Raw genomic sequence first — 13,909 nt, 5'->3', positions numbered from 1 at the left:
CAGGCAGTCGCTCATGACCCAGCGGCCCGCATGGCGCCCATTCATTTGGCATCGTGGAAAATAATGCCGAGGGTTCTGCGTTCTCCGTAATGCAGGCGGCTGACCCCGTGGCGGACATTCACGCGGCAAAACCCTCGGGATGAGCGCGCCGGTCGGCTGTTCACTGCGAAAATCAACGCCTGGCCCTGTTCAAGCGCGATAACCTCGGCCTGGCCGGGCTGGTTGGCGCGGGTCTGGGTGAGGACGAACTCGCCCCCGTCGAAATCCAGCCCCGGTTGATCCAGCAGAAACACGACCTGAAAAGGAAACACCTGCTCGCCATACAGGTCCTGGTGCAGGCAGGTGTAGTCATTTGCCCGATAACGCAGCATCAGCGGCGTGGGCCTGCATTGGCCCGCCTGATGACAAGCGGCTTTGAAGGCGCTGTGGGTTTCGGGAAACCGTTGGCGGACGTTCAATGCCGAGTGCCAGCGGTTGGCGATGGGCGCCAGGTGGCTGTACAGCCGAGTTCGCAGGTCTTCGACGATGGGGGGCAGGGGATAACGAAAGTACTGGTATTCACCTCGCCCGAAGGCATGACGCTCCATGACGACGCGGCTGCGAAAGTGCTCGCTGTTCGAGTAGAGCGCCGCCAGCTCCAGACAGGTCTGGCGAGTGAGCAAGGGTGGCAGTCGCGCAAACCCGTGGGTCATCAGTGCGGCTTCGATTATCTGCCAATCCAGCTCTTCCAGGCTGGCCCCAGGGGCACCCGGGCCATCGAGCATCAGCTCATTTTGACGATTCATTGTGTTTCCATCGCTGATATTCGGCAGGCATGCAGATGGCGCAAGGACGATAGCCGGCGGCGATTGCGCCGGACTCATCGAGGAAAAATACGCGGTTTTTCACATAGCCCCCGCGCGCGATCGCTTGCAGCGCCGCTCGGCAATCGAGCGTGCCGTAACGTTTGCCCGTTCGGTGGCCGCCCAGCGTGCCCGGTCGAGTGCTGGGGCAGGCTTGGCCTGCTCGGCCCAATAGCATCCAGACACGCTCGTTATCCATGGACTCGCTCCGATGTGCCGTGAAAGTTCAGGAAAAACCCAACCCGTTCGCCGCTTCGAACCCGGCTGATAGCGCGTTTCATCGTGACGCGGTAGTAGCCCTTGCGGCCTTTGAAGGGCCGGTGCGCCGTGGTGATGATTGCGAGATCACCCAGCCGCAGGGGCACCACCATCGGGCGTGACTGCATCCTCGGCCGCTGCTCGATCAGCACCAACTCACCGCCGGTGAAGTCCTGGCCTGGAGAGGACAGCAGGGCGGTCAACTGAAACGCAAACCCCCTTTCGTCATCGATGGCCTGCCCAAGCGCCAGAGACTCGCCTTCACGCAAGCACATCAGCGGCGAGGAGGGTTGCCGCTGATCGGTTGAACGTTGGAGCGGGAAGCCGTAGAGCCTTCCGGCGATCAGGTTCCATTGGTTTGCGATCTGTGCCAGCGGCGCATAAAACTCCTGCCTGAGGCTGTTCAGCAGTGCCGGGAGCTGTTCCCGCGCCCTGTTGGGTGGGCCCAGGAAACCCGGCAGCACGGCGAAGCCTTGCTGGTCGAGCTCCACGCGGATACTTTGCCAATCCAGGGTGTCGATTCGGTTCATGCGGGCTTCCTGCGTTCGACGGCCATTACCGGTGTCGCGGCCGTAAACACACAGTAGGGGTCCGTTGAATGGCTGAAACTCCGGTTCTTGCGGTGGAAGTTCAAGCGCTGTTTAATCAACCGCACCTGTGCCCCACGTGGGTACGTTCAGATTCCGGGAGAGCATGGATGCAATCGCTGCCTGTCGCTGCGTCAATCGTTGGGGATTCACTGGAGCTGCGTCCACTGGAACCCGGGGATTTTGACGCGCTGTATAACGTCGCATCCGACCCTTTGATCTGGGCGCAGCACCCCAGCCCTACGCGTTATCAGGAAACGGTCTTTCGCGAATGGTTCAAGGAAGCCCTGACGTCGAACAGCGTGTTGGTGGTGATCGACCGTTCAAGCGGCAAGGTCGTCGGCAGTTCGCGCTATTACGAATTCAGCGAGAAGACTCGTGAGGTTGCTATCGGCTACACCTTTCTGGCCCGAGAAAAGTGGGGCGGCGGGGCGAACGCAGAACTCAAGCGCCTGATGCTCGAGCATGCCTTCCAGTGGGTCGACACGGTCTGGTTTCACATCGCGGCGCAAAATATCCGTTCGCAACGGGCCATGGAGAAAATCGGCGGGAAGTTCTCCCACTCGTCGATCAAACAGCTGGCCGTCGGCACGCAGGAAAACTTCTTTTACAAGGTCGAACGCGCCACGTTCGCGCGTCGGCACTCGGTGAGCGATACCTGAACTCAGGCCGGGTTTTTCTGCTCAGCCAGCGCCAGTACCTGGCCGCGGAAAACGCTGACGATCGGGCGCAGGTCCACCTTGTGCCAGGCGGCCCAGAGCCTGACGCAGGGCCTGAACCAATCCAGCTCGCGCAGCACCACCGTCGGGCCTGCGCTGGTGGCCAGGCTGCTTTGCACCATGGCCAGGCCAAGTCCGGCGGACACCAGCCCGAGCACGCTCAAGGGGTCGGTCGCCTCCAGCGACAGCCGTGGGACGAAGCCGGCATCGGCGCACCGGGCGATGAAGTCGTCGCGTTTATTGATCGAGTCGGGTTGGCTGCCGGTGATGATCCATTCCTGTTCATGCAGGTCGGCGGGGGTGAGTTCGAGCTTGGCCGCCAGCGGGTGTTCGGTCGGGATCGCCAGCAGCATGGGGTCGTTCAGCACAGGGCGGGCTAGCAGGTCGGGGTCGTTGTCCGGCGGGGGCTCGCAGACCAGCGCGATGTCCAGGCTGCGTTGGCGCAGACCTTCAAATTGCTCGCGTGGTGTCATGTTGTAGAGGGCAATATGGATCTGTGGGCGCTCGGCGCGGATCGCCCGCACCGCGCCTGGCAACACGCCGGCATGGATAGCGTGGTTGACGTAGCCGATGCACAGGCCGCCTTCCTCGCCACGCCCCAGGCGCTTGCCCAGGGACTCCAGGCGCTCGGCGTGCTTGAGCAGGCCGCGCGCCTCGGACAGGAAGGTGCGCCCGTCAGCGGTGAGAAACAGCCGCTGGTTACGCCGTTCGAACAAGGCCAGGCCCAGGTGATCTTCAAGCTGGGCGATCTGCCGGCTCAGGGGCGATTGGGAAATGTGCAGCTGTTCCGCTGCGCGGCCGACGTTTTCGCATTCCGCGACGGCGACGAAGTAGCGCAGCTGACGTAGATCTTGCATGGTAGCTCCTGGTAATTGCCTTACCTTTTTATCGAGGTGTTGCGTTTATGAACCTCGATAGCAGCCATCGTATGCTGCTGTTCTCAAGACCGTCCAGGTCATAATTCGACAGACTTGAGACCTTTCGTGCATCTCTATCTTCTCTCAACCGGCTCAAGCTTGATCTCGATCACGTGACCGCCCCGGTTCTCCCTCTACCCTGGCGTCTCCATCAAAGGCCAGGGAAGGCTGAATGAATGCCACTGGCCGCGCATTCTCAAGGAAGAGTCCGTCATGCGATCAATGAAGATCATCTTGTTGTCATCGGCGTTCAACGGTTTGACCCAGCGCGCCTGGTTGGACCTGCGCCAATCAGGTTACGACCCCAGCGTGGTGTTGTTTACGGATGAGGCCACGGTGTGCCGGCAAATCGAGGCATCGGCGGCCGATCTGGTGATCTGTCCCTTTCTCAAGGACCGCGTACCGGAGCAACTGTGGAGCAATCCGGATCGCCCAATTGTGATTATTCATCCGGGTATCGTCGGTGACCGTGGCGCCAGCGCGCTGGACTGGGCCATCACCCAGCAGCTCGGCCGTTGGGGCGTCACGGCGCTGCAGGCGGTCGAAGAAATGGATGCGGGGCCGGTCTGGTCGACGTTTGAATTCGACATGCCCGCCGATGTGCGCAAATCCGAGTTGTACAACGGTGCGGTGAGTGACGCGGCAATCTATTGCATTCGCGACGTGGTGGAAAAATTCGCCGGCGGTTTCGTCCCCACGCCGCTCGATTACACGCAACCCAGCGTCGTCGGGCGTTTGCAGCCGAATATGAAGCAGATCGACCGTGCCTTCAGCTGGCATGACTGCGCACGGTTCATCAAGCGCAGCATCGACGCCGCCGACGGGCAGCCGGGTGTGTTGGCGAGTCTCGCGGGTGGGCAGTATTACCTGTACGACGCACACCTGGATGCGCGTTGCGGCCTGCCGGGAGAGATCCTGGCGGTTCAGGACGACGCGGTGCTGGTGGCCGCCGGTGATCGGAGCGTGTGGATCGGTTCGCTCAAACGCAAGGCCCAGCCAGGGGAGGAAACCTTCAAGCTGCCGGCACGCCAGGTGCTGGCCGGCCTGTTGAGGGATGTTCCGGTGCTGGACAGTTCAATCGCCAACCAAGGGGCTGATGAGTCGGCCTATCAACCGATTCGTTATCGCGAGTTCGGCCACGTTGGCGAACTGACCTTCGAGTTCTACAACGGCGCCATGAGCACCGAACAATGCGTGCGGCTGGTGGCTGCGCTGCGTTGGGCCAAGGCGCGGGACACCCAGGTGCTGCTGATCAAGGGCGGGCGCGGGAGCTTTTCCAACGGTGTGCATCTCAACGTCATCCAGGCTGCGCCCGTACCGGGGCTGGAGGCCTGGGCCAATATCCAGTCGATTGACGATGTGTGCCAGGAGTTGCTGACGGCCCGCCAATTGGTGGTCAGTGGCCTGACCGGCAGCGCAGGGGCGGGCGGCGTGATGCTGGCGCTGGCGGCCGACATCGTGTTCGCCCGTGCAGGTGTCGTGTTGAATCCGCATTACAAAACCATGGGCCTCTACGGCTCCGAGTACTGGACCTACAGCCTGCCTCGCGCCGTCGGCAGTGAGCTTGCCTACAAACTTACCGAAGAGTGCCTGCCGATCAGCGCCGTGCAGGCACGGCAGTGGGGGATGGTCCAGGACATCGGCCCACGTTGCCCGCAGGAGTTCGGCCGCTGGTTGGCGCAAGAAGCCCAGCGTACGTTGACTGATGGAAAATACGCAGCCCATCGCGCACGCAAAGCCAGTATGGATCTCGCACAGATTGAGCTCTGCCGTGACCACGAACTGGCCCAGATGCAGTTGGACATGGTGCACAACCGCCAGCAGTTTGCCGAGAAGTGCCGCAACTTTGTGTTCAAGCGCAAGAGCTGCCAGACACCGCAGCGTTTGATTGCAGCATGGGCGGTGTCGCGTGAGAGCGTGTTGGTCGCCTGACGGCGCCGTTGTGCTCGGCATCGTGTCGCGAGGTCGTAGGCTCAAGCACTCTGAAAAAGGGAATTTGGGCGGGACGGGACGGTCCTACGATTTCAAATGTTGCTTGGAGGCGCGCGATGCCACACAAGAACCTTCGGGTAGACGATAACGTTTCTGCAGATATTTCTGATCATCCAAAAGACATCTTTTTTGCTGCAGTCGAAACGACTCGTATGCCGATGATCGTCACCGACCCCAATGCGTCGGACAACCCGATCATCTTCGCCAACCAGGCGTTTCTGGAAATGACCGGTTACGAGCATGATGAGATTGTCGGGAAAAATTGCCGCTTTCTCCAAGGCGTCGAGACCGATAGAGAAGTGGTGAATTCCATCAGGGACGCGGTAACAAACAAGCAGGAGTTTTCGACCGAAGTTCTTAATTATAAGAAAGATGGAAGCAGTTTCTGGAATGCGCTTTTCATCTCGCCTATTCAAAATGAAAAAGGCGATGTGATTTATTTTTTTGCATCGCAGTTAGATGTAAGCCGTCGCCGTGACGCTGAGGAAGGTTTGAGGCAGGCTCAGAAGATGGAAGCGCTGGGTCAGTTGACGGGCGGCATTGCGCATGACTTCAACAATTTGCTGCAGGTGATCGGTGGCTACGTCGACTTGATCGGCAGCGCCGTCGACAAACCTGAGCCGAGCCTGGAAAGAATCAAGAGAAGCGCCTTCCATGCCAAGTCCGCGGTGGAAAAAGCCAGCACGCTGACAAAGCAACTGTTGGCGTTTTCCCGAAAGCAGAAACTACAGGGCCGCGTCCTGAACTTAAATACGCTCGTTCACTTGGTTGAGCCTTTAATAGAGCGGACATTCGGCAACGCAGTGAAAGTGGAATCTGACCTTGATGGCTCGTTGAAAAACTGCCGGATTGATCCTACTCAGGCCGAGATGGCACTGCTCAACATTTTCATCAATGCCCGGGATGCGTTGATCGGGCGACATGAACCGAAAGTGTTCATTGAGACGCGCAATGTCCTGATCAAGGACTTGGCGACGTCCTATGACGGCTTGCTGCCGGGCGCCTACGTGAGCATCTCCGTTACCGACAACGGCGTAGGCATGTCCGCGGATATCCGTGATCGCGTGATGGACCCTTTCTTTACCACCAAGGATGAGGGCAAGGGCTCGGGCCTGGGCTTGTCGATGGTATATGGATTTGCCAAACAGTCCGGCGGGGCCGCCCGGATCTACTCGGAGGAGGGCATTGGTACGACGCTGCGTCTGTACTTTCCAGTGGACAGTGCGTCGGTATCTCCCGATGAGCTCAGGCTTAAATCCGATAACCAGGATGGCACCGAAAGGGTCCTGATTGTCGAGGACCGCCCGGACGTTGCGGAGCTCGCCAAGATGGTGCTCGAGGACTACGGCTACATCACTGAAATATCGCTCAATGCGCGCGAAGCGCTGAAACGATACGAAGCGGGTGAACAGTATGACCTGCTCTTCACCGATCTGATCATGCCCGGAAGCATGAATGGGGTCATGTTGGCGAGAGAGGTCAGAAGACGCATCCCAAGCACCAAGGTGCTACTGACCACCGGCTATGCAGAGAACTCCATCGAGCGTACGGACGTTGGCGGATCAGAGTTCGAGGTGATCTCCAAGCCGTATCTGCCACATGACCTTGCGCGTAAGGTCAGGCAGATCCTTGATTCTCCGGGGGGGCTTTAGTTTTTCAGAAGCAGAAAAAGATAAGGGCCTGCATGAAGTTCATCATGCAAGCCCTTGATATCTATGGTGCCCGAACCCGGAATCGAACCGGGACGCCCTTACGAGCGGGGGATTTTAAGTCCCATGCGTCTACCAGTTTCGCCATTCGGGCGGTAGCGCGGTGTAACAGGGTTGGGAATATATAGAGCCTGGCTCGTTGGTGCAAGGTTCTTGCCTAAAAGCCGGGTTAAAAAAGCTTGTGAGATCAGTAGTCTACAACGCCCGACCAGACCCTTTTCGAGTTTTTCCCGGGGTGGGAACAAGATTCTGAAAGTGCAGTCATAGCGATATGCCATCCCGGCATTCTGGAAAGGAATCAGTTGATGTTCAGTGCGCGTAAGCCTTCTTGGATGATTGCGGTCAGTGTAATCGGGTTGTTGGCGGTGGGTAGCGTAGGCACAGCGCAGGCGGGGGATGAGTTTGAGTGGAGCGGATTCAGTTCCTCGCCGGGTGACAGGCTTGCGACCAGTTCCGCAGGGGCCGGTCAGCAGCAAGTATTGGCGGCGAGCAATTTTACGGTGAACGATATTGAGCGCTTGCAGAGTAATCAGAAAAGCCACGAGGAAGAGCTTCAGCGTTTGAAAAGCAAACTGGACGAACAGGCGCACTATTTCGAGGAGTTCAAGCGTAAGGATGGCTCAAGCTCCAGCGCCAGTGACAGCCAGTTGGCTGATTTGAAGCACACGGTCGCGGATCAGAAGAACACCATCGACAAGCTCAAAAGCGAAGTGGAGGACCTGAAGCGCAATTCCAGCTCCAGTTCGAGTTCCAGCTCCAGTGAGCTGTCGCGACTCAAGGACGATGCCCAGGATCAGAAACGTAGCCTTGAAGACCAGAAGCGCAGCCTTGATGATCTGAAACACACGGTCGACAACCTGGCCAGCAAGGTGAAGTGACGCCTGCCGGCGCTTGCTTCAGTCGCTGGCAATGTGCGTATCGGCATTGCTGGCGACATGGCGTGCGGTGTTCTCAGCGTTCGGTTCACGCTACCCTGTGGCGTCCACAATCATGAAAAGGAATGAATGATGAGCGTCGTACACCAGCCGCTGGAGGGCAGTTGCCGCTGTAACCGGGTGCGCTTCAGTGTCAGTTTGCCCGAGGTGATCACCATGGCCTGCCATTGCCGTGGTTGCCAGAAAATGACCTCCAGCGCGTTTTCCCTCAGCGCCTTGATTCCCGCCGCTGGGTTTACCATCACCCAAGGCTGCCCGGTCATCGGCGGGCTGCAGGGTGTGGACCGCCACTATTGCTGCCCGCATTGCATGAGTTGGCTGTTTACCCGGCCCCACGGCATCGACGAGTTCGTCAATGTGCGCGCCACCTTGCTCGATAACGCCCGCGACTATGTACCTTTCATGGAAACCTGGACCCGCGAAAAACTGCCCTGGGCCTCCACCCCCGCCGTCGAAAGCTTTGCACAATTGCCTGAACCCGAGGACTTCCCGCGCCTGTTGCAGGCTTACGCCGAGTTCGTCTCAGTCAATCAACGCCAATAGATCCGTAACACCCACGTCCACGCCTGCCTGGCTCAGCAGCGTGGTGGCCTGGCCCCGGTGATGGGTCTGGTGATTGAAAAAGTGCACGAGCAAGCCAAAGAACGGCTTGCTGGCCCCCACGCCGCGCATGTTGGAGTACTGCAGGCGATGATCCAGGTCAGGCTCGCGCAAGGTGTTGACCCAATCGAGTATCAACTGATCCAGCCAGGCGCGTCGGGCAGAAAGCTCACGAATATCGGCGAACGCCAGTTGCTTGAGGTCGGTGGGTGTTGCGATCGAACTCAAGGGTGCCAGCGCCGCAAAGCCTGCCGGGTGTTGGGCGAAGCGTTTGAGCCAGACCGTATCGCCCAGTGCAAGGTGGTTCAGGGTGCCGAGGATCGAGCCGAAGAACGCGTGCCGGTCTGCGCTCAACGCGGCGTCCGGCAATTGGCCGGCAGCAGCATAGACCTTCTGGTTCATCCACTGGTTGTAGCTCGCCATCAATGCAACGTGCTCGATACGGTTCACCTGTGTGCTCCTTCAACAGTGTAATGGCGCCATCATAAGGCGTGCCTGCTCGGCGGTCTTGGTATTCCGACAGGGGCAGGCTATGGTTGTTGAACGCCCATATTGCGCCCTGGGAGGGCGACACCATGAACACCAGCGATCTATTGGAACAACTGCTGCGCGCGGGCCAGCAAAACGGCGGTGCTTCAGGCGGTGGCCTGGGCGGCTTGGGCGGCCTGCTCGGCGGGTTACTCAACAGTACGGGCAATAGTGCTTCGGCCGGGGGCGGGTTGGGCGGATTGCTGGGTGGTCTCGGCGGTTTATTGGGCGGTGCGCCTGCGGGCGGTGCTACGCAGCAGCGCTCCGGTGGGATGAATTACGCGGCGCTGGCGTCGTTGGGGATGGCGGCTTTCCAGGCGTACCAGGCGTGGCAGCGCCAGCAGGCCAGTGCGCCGCAGCAGGCGATCCAGACGGTCGACCAACTCGACGGGGCGGATGCCGAAGCCCATAGCCATGCCGTGCTGCGCGCATTGATCGCGGCAGCCAAGGCCGATGGCAAGATCGATGAGCAAGAGCGGCAGATGATCTCAGCCGAGATAGGCCGGCATACCGATGACCCCCAGTTGCAACAATGGCTCGACGCCGAAGTCGCCAAACCACTGAATGCCGGGGATTTTGCCGAGTATGCCGGTGACCCGGCAGTGGCGTCGGAGATCTACCTGGCCAGCGTGATGCTGGTCAACGATCAACAGGAGGCTGAGCGCGCTTACCTGGATGAGCTGGCCGGGCAGTTGCAAATCGACCCGCAGTTGCAACTGCACCTGGAGCAGCAGGCGAAAGCTTAAAAACGCAGGGTGGCACCGGTGGTCAACCACTGGTTGTGATCCTCGTTGAGGCTTTGCCCAACCAGCAGGTCGATGTCGATCAGCTGACCCACGTGAAAGCGCGGCCCGGCCTGCCAGGCCTGGTCGCCGCCTTCCTGGCCATAGCGCTCACCGATCAGCGTGAGTGCATCGGCTAGCTGGTACTCGAAACCTGTGCCCCACGTCAGCCGGTGCTGCTGTTCACCACCGTTATAGGCGTGGGTCCAACCGCCATTGAAGTTCAAGCGCAGTGCTTCAACGGGTTGCCAGGTCAGAGGCACGTTGAAGTCGGCGCCGTCAAAGGCATGCGCGCGGTCCAAGGCGAAGTGGCTGGTGGCGGACACCGCCAACTGCAATCCCAGATCTTGCCGTGACCATACCTGGGCTTTGACTTGCGGGCTCACCTGCGTCTCGGCATCCCCCGCATTGCTGGCACGCGACAGCGCCGCACTCCATTGCACCGCCGGCAGCGCGCTGAATGTGCAGGCCGGGTTCAGCGTTTCGTTATGGACGTTGCCTTGGTGCCGGTTGACGCTGTACCAGGCGTCGACGTTGCAGGTGCCCGGATCGTTGACCGCGCCGTCGTCGACCACGTAGGCGCCACCGGCTGCCTGGGCCTTGGAACACATCGCGATGAGCAGAACAAGGCCCAGGCTCGCGCCAATGAAGATCAGGTTGCGTTGCAGCGCGCGGCGCTTGGCCGGCGGTAACAGCAACAGCGTATGGCGAGCCCCCCGATAGTGACGTGCGCGATATTTGGCAAACCCATCCGGGCGATGAGGGGTGTGTTTTTTGTGCATGATGCACCTCGCTTGAATTCAGCTTTCTACGGTCAGCACCGAAATGCCGCTGGCTTTGGCCTGGCTGACCAGCTCCGAGGTGTCGTCACCGCCTGGCAGGGCGATAATCACGTCGGGTCGGCTGTCGGTCAGCATGAAATGATTGCGTTGGCGTTCCGCCTGTTTGCCATGGCGTTGCCAATTGCACGGGTAACGCACCACATCGATGCCCATTTCCCGCGCCCACTCCTCGATGTTGCTGCCGAGGAATTGGTTGCCGCCGTGAATCAATACCTGCATCGGGCGCAGGCGGTGGTAAGCGTCCAGCACTTGGCGGGACTTCTTGGTGTCGGCGTAATGACGACCTGCACAGATCAAGACGCGCATGTTCGAATCCTTGTGATGCGCGGTGGCGACCCTGCGGCCGCCACCGTTTAAACGGCGGGAGCGATCAGTACCACTGCTTGAAGCGGCGGATGTAGATCGTTTTCATCAGTTGGGCCACGCAGCAGTAGGCGAGCAGGGTGCCGACCAGCCATGGGAAGTACGCCAGCGGCAGCGGTTGCAGGCCCACCAGGGTGCCCAGCGGCGAGAACGGCACGTAGATCCCCAGAGCGATCACCAGGCAGGTCATCATCAGCACCGGCCAGGCCGCCGTGCTCTGGAAGAACGGGATCTTGCGGGTGCGCAGCATATGCACCACCAGGGTTTGCGAGAGCAGCCCTTCGATGAACCAGCCGGACTGGAACAGGGTCTGCATTTCCACACTGTTAGCGCTGAACACGTACCACATCAAGGCAAAGGTGGTGATGTCGAAGATCGACGAGGTCGGCCCGATCCAGATCATGAAGCGGCCGATGTTTTGCGCATCCCACTTACGTGGTTTGGCCAGGTATTCCTTGTCCATCTTGTCCCACGGCAAGGCCAGCTGGGAGATGTCGTACATCAGGTTTTGCAGCAGCAGGTGGATCGCCAGCATCGGCATGAACGGAATGAACGCACTGGCTACCAGTACCGAGAACACGTTGCCGAAGTTGGAGCTGGCGGTCATGTTCAGGTACTTCATGATATTGCCGAAGGTTTCGCGGCCCTTGAGCACACCTTCTTCCAGCACCATCAGGCTCTTTTCCAGCAGGATGATGTCCGCCGATTCCTTGGCGATATCCGTGGCGGTGTCGACCGAAATACCCACGTCGGCATCGCGCAGCGCCGGCGCATCGTTGATACCGTCGCCCAGGAAACCCACGGTATGGCCGTTGGCTTGCAGGGCCTTGAGCACCCGGGATTTCTGCAGCGGTGTCAGCTTGGCAAACACCGTGCGTTCTTCCACGCGGCGCAGCAGGGTGGCGTCGTCCATGGCTTCGATATCCACGCCCAGCAGCGGCTGGCCGGGTTCGAGGCCAACCTGGCGGCAGATCTTGGCGGTGACTACCGCGTTGTCGCCGGTGAGCACTTTGACGGCAACACCAATTTCCTGCAGTGCGGCAATGGCCGGGCCCGCGGTTTCCTTTGGCGGATCGAGGAAGGTCAGGAAGCCCTGGATCACCAGGTTGCGCTCATCGGCAGGGGTGTACTGTTGGCGCGCCAGGGATTTGGGAATGTTGCGCGTTGCGACCACCAGTACGCGGAAACCATCCTCGTTGTAGTCGTTGGCCAGCGCCAGCAACTCTTCACGACGGCGCTCATCCAGCGGCACGGCATCGCTGCCTTCCTTCACGTGGGTGGAAATGCTCAGCATCTCTTCCACGGCGCCCTTGCACACCAGCAACTGATCGCCGGCAGCATCCTTGACGACGATCGACAGGCGGCGGCGTACAAAGTCGAACGGCAATTCATCCACTTTGCTGTAGGCAAATGGCACCTGGAACTTGGGGTTCTGCTCCGAGAACTGCACCACGGCCTGGTCCATCAGGTTCTTCATGCCGCTCTGGTGGAAACTGTTGAGCCAGGCCAGCGACAGCACCGCATCGTCACGTTGGCCAAAGGCGTTGACGTGGTGTTCGAGGATGATTTTGTCCTGGGTCAGGGTGCCGGTCTTGTCGGTGCACAGCACGTCCATCGAACCGAAGTTCTGGATCGCATTCAGACGCTTGACCACCACTTTGCGCTTGGCCATGGCGGTGGCGCCCTTGGCCAGGTTGGCGCTGACGATCATCGGCAGCATTTCCGGGGTGAGGCCCACAGCAACCGCCAGGGCGAACAGGAACGCATCGCCCCAATCACCTTTGGAGAAACCGTTGAGCAGGAACACGATCGGCACCATCACCAGCATGAAGCGGATCAGCAGCCAGCTGACGCTGTTCACCCCACGGTCGAAGGCGGTTTGCACACGGGAGCCGACGATCGCTTTGGCCAGGGAACCGAAGTAGGTGCGCGGCCCGGTGGCGACCACCACGGCTTTGGCCCGGCCGCTGACTACGTTGGTGCCCATGAAGCAGATGTTCGGCAGGTCCAGCAGGTTGCCCTGGTCGGCCGCCAACGAGGACGCCGACTTCTGCGTCACATCACCCAGGGTGTCGTACTTCTCGACCGGCAAGGCTTCGCCGGTCAGCACCGCCTGGCTGATAAACAGGTCACGGGATTCGATCAGGCGGATATCCGCCGGGATCATATCGCCGGCCGACAACTGCACGATATCGCCGGCCACCAGTTCACGCATCGGCACTTCGCGCAGGCTGGGCTGGGCGCCCACTTGCTCGCGGCGCAGCACGGTGGCGGTGGTGCGGACCATTGCCTTGAGCGCTTCGGCGGACTTGGCCGAGCGGTGTTCCTGCCAGAAGCGCAGCAGGCTGCTGAGCAACACCATGGTCATGATGATGATGACCTTGGTCGGGTCGGCCTCTTCGCCGTCCCGCATCGGCAGCCAGCAGTCGGTGACAAAGCTGATGCCGCCCAGGGTCAGCAGGACATAGATAAAAGGGTTGTTCAGTGCCTGCAGGAACTGGACGATGGCGTGAGGCGGCTTGTCATGGGCCACCTCGTTATAGCCTTCGCGCTGGAGGCGTGCCGAGGCATCCAGTTCGGTCAGGCCGTCCTGGGTCGCCCGTACATTGGCGAGGGTGGCCGACAGGCCGTTCTGGGCTTCGCGGGCGGCACGCATCGACAGTTTGGTGTCGGTCGCAGTGCCATTTTTCTTGTGCAGAGGCGTGTTTTTTACGGCGCTCATTGTCTGTACTCCTGTCGCCAATTCTCGACAAAACATACCCGGTACTTACCTGATTGCAGGCGAGCGAAAGCATGCCGAGCCGCGGACTTCGCGATCGGTTTAAATAAAGTGCT

14 protein-coding genes and 1 tRNA gene are annotated in these 13,909 nt (G+C 60.1%); 6 read left to right on the top strand and 9 right to left on the bottom strand.

The features are described from left to right. Positions 1 to 41 precede the first annotated feature (41 nt). The 3 genes from JBE38_RS06575 to JBE38_RS06565 are packed head-to-tail and all read right to left on the bottom strand — an operon-like array spanning position 42 to position 1,630. Positions 42 to 785 carry a 2OG-Fe(II) oxygenase gene (locus tag JBE38_RS06575; protein WP_240202430.1) on the bottom strand — a complete coding sequence of 248 codons (744 nt, stop codon included), beginning with the start codon at positions 783 to 785 and terminating at the stop codon, positions 42 to 44. Next, a complete protein-coding gene (locus tag JBE38_RS06570; protein ID WP_205343917.1) occupies positions 769 to 1,041 on the bottom strand; it encodes an Ada metal-binding domain-containing protein in 273 nt (90 codons plus the stop codon). Before JBE38_RS06570 ends, JBE38_RS06575 begins: the two co-directional genes overlap by 17 nt. Beyond that, complete coding sequence (locus tag JBE38_RS06565) at positions 1,034 to 1,630, bottom strand: 2OG-Fe(II) oxygenase (RefSeq protein ID WP_205343916.1); 597 nt, start codon at positions 1,628 to 1,630, stop codon at positions 1,034 to 1,036. The genes JBE38_RS06570 and JBE38_RS06565 overlap by 8 nt, the downstream gene beginning before the upstream one ends. 167 nt (positions 1,631 to 1,797) lie before the next feature. Between JBE38_RS06565 and JBE38_RS06560 the strand changes: the two genes are divergently transcribed. After that, the gene (locus JBE38_RS06560; protein WP_090370885.1) at positions 1,798 to 2,349 is read left to right on the top strand and encodes a GNAT family N-acetyltransferase; all 552 of its coding nucleotides are present in this window, start codon (positions 1,798 to 1,800) and stop codon (positions 2,347 to 2,349) included. Between the two features lie 2 nt (positions 2,350 to 2,351). On the opposite strand, the gene JBE38_RS06555 is transcribed toward JBE38_RS06560, so the two are convergent. Then, positions 2,352 to 3,263 carry a LysR family transcriptional regulator gene (locus tag JBE38_RS06555; protein WP_205343915.1) on the bottom strand — a complete coding sequence of 304 codons (912 nt, stop codon included), beginning with the start codon at positions 3,261 to 3,263 and terminating at the stop codon, positions 2,352 to 2,354. Between the two features lie 273 nt (positions 3,264 to 3,536). Between JBE38_RS06555 and JBE38_RS06550 the strand changes: the two genes are divergently transcribed. Continuing rightward, a complete protein-coding gene (locus JBE38_RS06550) occupies positions 3,537 to 5,255 on the top strand; it encodes a hydrogenase maturation protein (RefSeq protein WP_205343914.1) in 1,719 nt (572 codons plus the stop codon). Between the two features lie 116 nt (positions 5,256 to 5,371). After that, complete coding sequence (locus JBE38_RS06545; protein WP_205343913.1) at positions 5,372 to 6,967, top strand: histidine kinase famiy protein; 1,596 nt, start codon at positions 5,372 to 5,374, stop codon at positions 6,965 to 6,967. A gap of 64 nt (positions 6,968 to 7,031) precedes the next feature. Here JBE38_RS06545 and JBE38_RS06540 read toward each other — a convergent pair. Further along, a tRNA-Leu gene (locus tag JBE38_RS06540) sits at positions 7,032 to 7,118 on the bottom strand. Between the two features lie 211 nt (positions 7,119 to 7,329). Here JBE38_RS06540 and JBE38_RS06535 point away from each other — a divergent pair. Together JBE38_RS06535 and JBE38_RS06530 are read left to right on the top strand one after the other, a co-directional pair. Further along, entirely contained in the window at positions 7,330 to 7,902 is a 573-nt protein-coding gene (locus JBE38_RS06535) for a hypothetical protein (protein WP_205343912.1), read from the top strand. 129 nt (positions 7,903 to 8,031) lie between these two features. Beyond that, on the top strand, positions 8,032 to 8,502 hold the full coding sequence (locus tag JBE38_RS06530; protein WP_090370920.1) for a GFA family protein: 471 nt from the start codon (positions 8,032 to 8,034) through the stop codon (positions 8,500 to 8,502). Here the strand turns inward: JBE38_RS06530 and JBE38_RS06525 are convergent. Beyond that, the gene (locus JBE38_RS06525) at positions 8,482 to 9,009 is read right to left on the bottom strand and encodes a DinB family protein (RefSeq protein WP_205343911.1); all 528 of its coding nucleotides are present in this window, start codon (positions 9,007 to 9,009) and stop codon (positions 8,482 to 8,484) included. The genes JBE38_RS06530 and JBE38_RS06525 overlap by 21 nt on opposite strands. 125 nt (positions 9,010 to 9,134) lie before the next feature. On the opposite strand from JBE38_RS06525, the gene JBE38_RS06520 reads away from it, so the two are divergent. Next, entirely contained in the window at positions 9,135 to 9,833 is a 699-nt protein-coding gene (locus JBE38_RS06520; protein WP_205343910.1) for a tellurite resistance TerB family protein, read from the top strand. Here JBE38_RS06520 and JBE38_RS06515 read toward each other — a convergent pair. The 3 genes from JBE38_RS06515 to mgtA form a co-directional block, all read right to left on the bottom strand. Beyond that, positions 9,830 to 10,651: a hypothetical protein gene (locus JBE38_RS06515; RefSeq protein ID WP_205343909.1), complete on the bottom strand. Its 822-nt coding sequence runs from the start codon at positions 10,649 to 10,651 to the stop codon at positions 9,830 to 9,832. The genes JBE38_RS06520 and JBE38_RS06515 overlap by 4 nt on opposite strands. A gap of 18 nt (positions 10,652 to 10,669) precedes the next feature. Then, positions 10,670 to 11,017, bottom strand: coding sequence for a DUF2493 domain-containing protein (locus tag JBE38_RS06510; RefSeq protein ID WP_090370928.1), 348 nt, complete (start codon positions 11,015 to 11,017; stop codon positions 10,670 to 10,672). Positions 11,018 to 11,081: 64 nt separating this feature from the next. Next, positions 11,082 to 13,796 (bottom strand): magnesium-translocating P-type ATPase, encoded by a 2,715-nt coding sequence (gene mgtA / locus JBE38_RS06505; RefSeq protein WP_090370931.1) that lies wholly within the window; start codon positions 13,794 to 13,796, stop codon positions 11,082 to 11,084. Between the last annotated feature and the right edge of the window lie 113 nt (positions 13,797 to 13,909).

The organism is Pseudomonas sp. ICBG1301 (genome assembly GCF_016918385.1).
GTDB lineage: Bacteria > Pseudomonadota > Gammaproteobacteria > Pseudomonadales > Pseudomonadaceae > Aquipseudomonas > Aquipseudomonas palleroniana.
The sequence above is the reverse complement of the archived record's forward strand: the minus strand, read 5'-3'. Positions and strand labels throughout refer to the sequence as shown.